The following is a 3,159-nucleotide window of genomic DNA, read 5'->3' as shown; positions in this document are numbered from 1 at the left end:
TGCTGATGAGCTAGTGATTGCTGCAACGGATTTACACACCACAGCTCCTCTTGCGAATGTGAATCTGGAATTATATGACATGAGCCAGCAGGTGGTGCATGTGGCGAAAACCAACAGCGAAGGCGTTGCCAAAGTCCAGTTTACGGAAACGCCGTTTTTGCTTGTGGCCAAGCGTGGCGAACAGCGTGGTTATTTGAAGTTGATAGATGGTGAGGCACTTTCTTTGAGTCGGTTTGATGTCACGGGCGCCCAGGCCAAGGCCGGCCTGCGTGGATTCATCTACGGCGAGCGCGGGGTGTGGCGTCCGGGTGATCCTATCCATCTTACCTTTGTGCTCGACGATTCGGAGAATCCATTGCCGGCAGATCATCCGGTTACATTTGAGTTGCGCAACCCACAAGGCCAACTGGTTGATCGGATTGTAGAGAATGAATCAGTCAACGGGTTTTATGCTTTCACTACAGAAACGGATGCTGACGCAACCACGGGTAATTACGCTGCGCAAATAGCTGTTGGCGGGACAAAGTTCTCGAAGACCATCAAGGTCGAAACCATTATGCCCAATCGATTGAAAATTAACTTCGACTACGACGTTCCGTTTATTACCGCAGAGCCCGGTGCAAAGGAAGCAGACCTGTCGGTAACCTGGTTGCATGGTGCGGTAGCAAAAGATTTGAAGGCCGAAGTGCAGGCCACGCTCCTGCCGGCCGCTACTGCTTTCGATGATTTTCGGCAATATACTTTTGACGACCCTGGTCGAGCATATGCGCAACACATCGAGACCATTTTTAGTGACGACGTAAACAGCCAGGGACGTGCATCTTTCCCTATAAAATTAGCCGCTAACGATAACGCTCCTGGAAAACTCCGGGCAACCTTCCTGACAAAAGTGTTCGAACCCGGTGGTGCGTTTAGCGTCGACCAGTTTAGCCATACTTATCATCCGTACAATCATTATGTCGGTGTGCTTTTTCCACAAAAGGGCAGCCGCCGGCCGCGGATCATGCCCGATCAGGATCAGGAGATTGAAATTGTGACGGTTGATCGAGAAGGAAATCCCGTTGCAAAAAGCGACGTGACGGTGAGTCTATATGAAGTGGGGTGGCGATGGTGGTGGGATCGAGGTTCACGAGAAACCATCAATTATAACGCCGCCGAGTTCAAAAACCCTATCTCAGCAGATACTGTTGCAACGGATGCGAGTGGCAAGGCTCGTGCTACGATTCGTCTCGATTATGCAAGCTGGGGCCGTTTTCTGATCCGCGCTTGCGATAAAGGAGGGCATTGTAGTGGGACGTTTGTCTATGCCAGTTGGTACGGGAGCCGGCGCGGCAAAGGCGGGCAGCCGGGCTGCGAATCCATGTTAACTTTCTCTTCAGACAAAGAATCATATAACGTGGGTGAAGAGGTTACCTTGAGTATTCCTACGCCGGCAGAAGGGCGGGCGCTGGTGAGCCTGGAATCAGGCACCGAAGTCCTTAGTACGCACTGGATCGATGCTGAACAGGGAACCACAACCTTTACATTTGAAGCAACTGCTGCGATGGCACCTAATATCTATGCCAACGTCACCCTGCTTCAGCCCCATGCGCAGACAGCCAACGACTTGCCTATCCGATTGTATGGTGTGATTCCAATCAAGGTTTACGATGCCGGCTCCCATCTAAAACCCGAAATCACAATGGCCGATGTCATTCGGCCCGAATCCCCCGTGCAAATCCAGGTGTCTGAAGCCACCGGCCGGCCGATGACCTACACGGTGGCTGTCGTCGATGAAGGCTTGCTGGATCTCACCCGCTTCAAAACACCTAATCCGTGGGATTACTTTTTCGCGCGACAGGCGCTTTCCACCAAAACCTGGGATGTGTTTGATCACGTGGTAGGCGCTTCAAGCCTGCAGTATCAATCTTTGCTGGGTATTGGTGGTGGTGCAGAAGAAGAAAGTGAGACCGGTGTTTCCAAAGTGAACCGATTTAGGCCCGTGGTAAAGTATCTGGGTCCGTTTGAGTTGGGTGCTGGCAAAACGGCCTCTCACACGGTAGATATGCCGCTCTACGTTGGCTCGGTGCGTACGATGGTAGTAGCCGGCAACGGGGCGGCGTTTGGTGCTGCTGAAAAAGCTACGCCTGTCCGCAAGCCGCTTATGCTCCTGGGTACACTGCCGCGCGTGTTGGGGCCGGAGGAAGAAGTCGATTTTTACCTTTCTGTTTTTGCAATGGAAGATGACATGGGCGATGTGGAGGTAGAAATTGATACAAACGAATTGATCGAATTAACCGGAATGCCTCGGAAAATTGTGTCGTTTGATGAGGCCGGCGAAGAGGTTATCACATTCCCGATGAAAATCAAAGAGCAAGTTGGGCAGGCCAGTATTCGTGCCATTGCGCGTAAAGGAAGTGAAACCGCAGAATACAATTTTGATATCGATGTTCGTCACCCAAATCCGGCTGTGACACTGGTCAAGGAGCTCTCTATTCAACCGGGTGAAACGCTGACACTGGAGCCTGAAGTGACAGGCATCGCCGGCACCAATTCAGGGATGCTGGAAGTCTCGCTCATGCAGCCTTTGAATCTCGAGAAAAGACTACGCTACCTGATGCGGTATCCGCATGGATGTGTTGAGCAGACAACGTCTGGCGCCTTCCCACAGCTATATCTCTCCGATTTATTATCGCTAGAAGACGAGCAAGAAGCGCGTATCGAACGGAATGTCAATGCTGCCATTTCTCGTCTTGCGCGTTTTCAACGACCCAATGGTGGGTTTAGCTATTGGCCGGGACGATCAAATGTGAATGATTGGGGCACCAACTATGCCGGCCACTTCCTGCTCGCGGCTAAATCGTTAGGATACGATTTGCCGGCAGATCTGCTTAATGGCTGGCTTGATTACCAGGTATCCGTGGCAAACAACTGGGTGGTTAGCAGTAATCGGCGGTCCGAGTTGATCCAGGCGTATCGTTTATATCTGTTGGCACTGGCGGATAAACCGCAACTTGGGGCCATGAACAGATTCCGCGAGGGACTCTACAAAAATGTGCCAGGCAGGTGGATGCTGGCCGCTGCTTATCATCAGATCGGACAAAAAGAAGTAGCTGCTTCTATTGCCAATGGACTGGGCTATGAGGTGGAGGATTATAAAGAGCTCTCCTTTACCTACGG

Annotated in this window: 1 protein-coding gene; it reads left to right on the top strand. The window is 51.7% G+C overall.

Annotation, left to right across the window (positions count from 1 at the left end; translation table 11 throughout):
- Nucleotides 1-58 precede the first annotated feature (58 nt).
- The coding region (locus AAF564_26510) for an MG2 domain-containing protein (protein MEM8489127.1) at nucleotides 59-3,159 on the top strand (3,101 nt) is incomplete at its 3' end.

Source organism: Bacteroidota bacterium, from assembly GCA_039111535.1.
Taxonomy (GTDB): Bacteria; Bacteroidota; Rhodothermia; order Rhodothermales; family JAHQVL01; genus JBCCIM01.
This window is presented reverse-complemented; position numbering and strand designations above follow the sequence as displayed.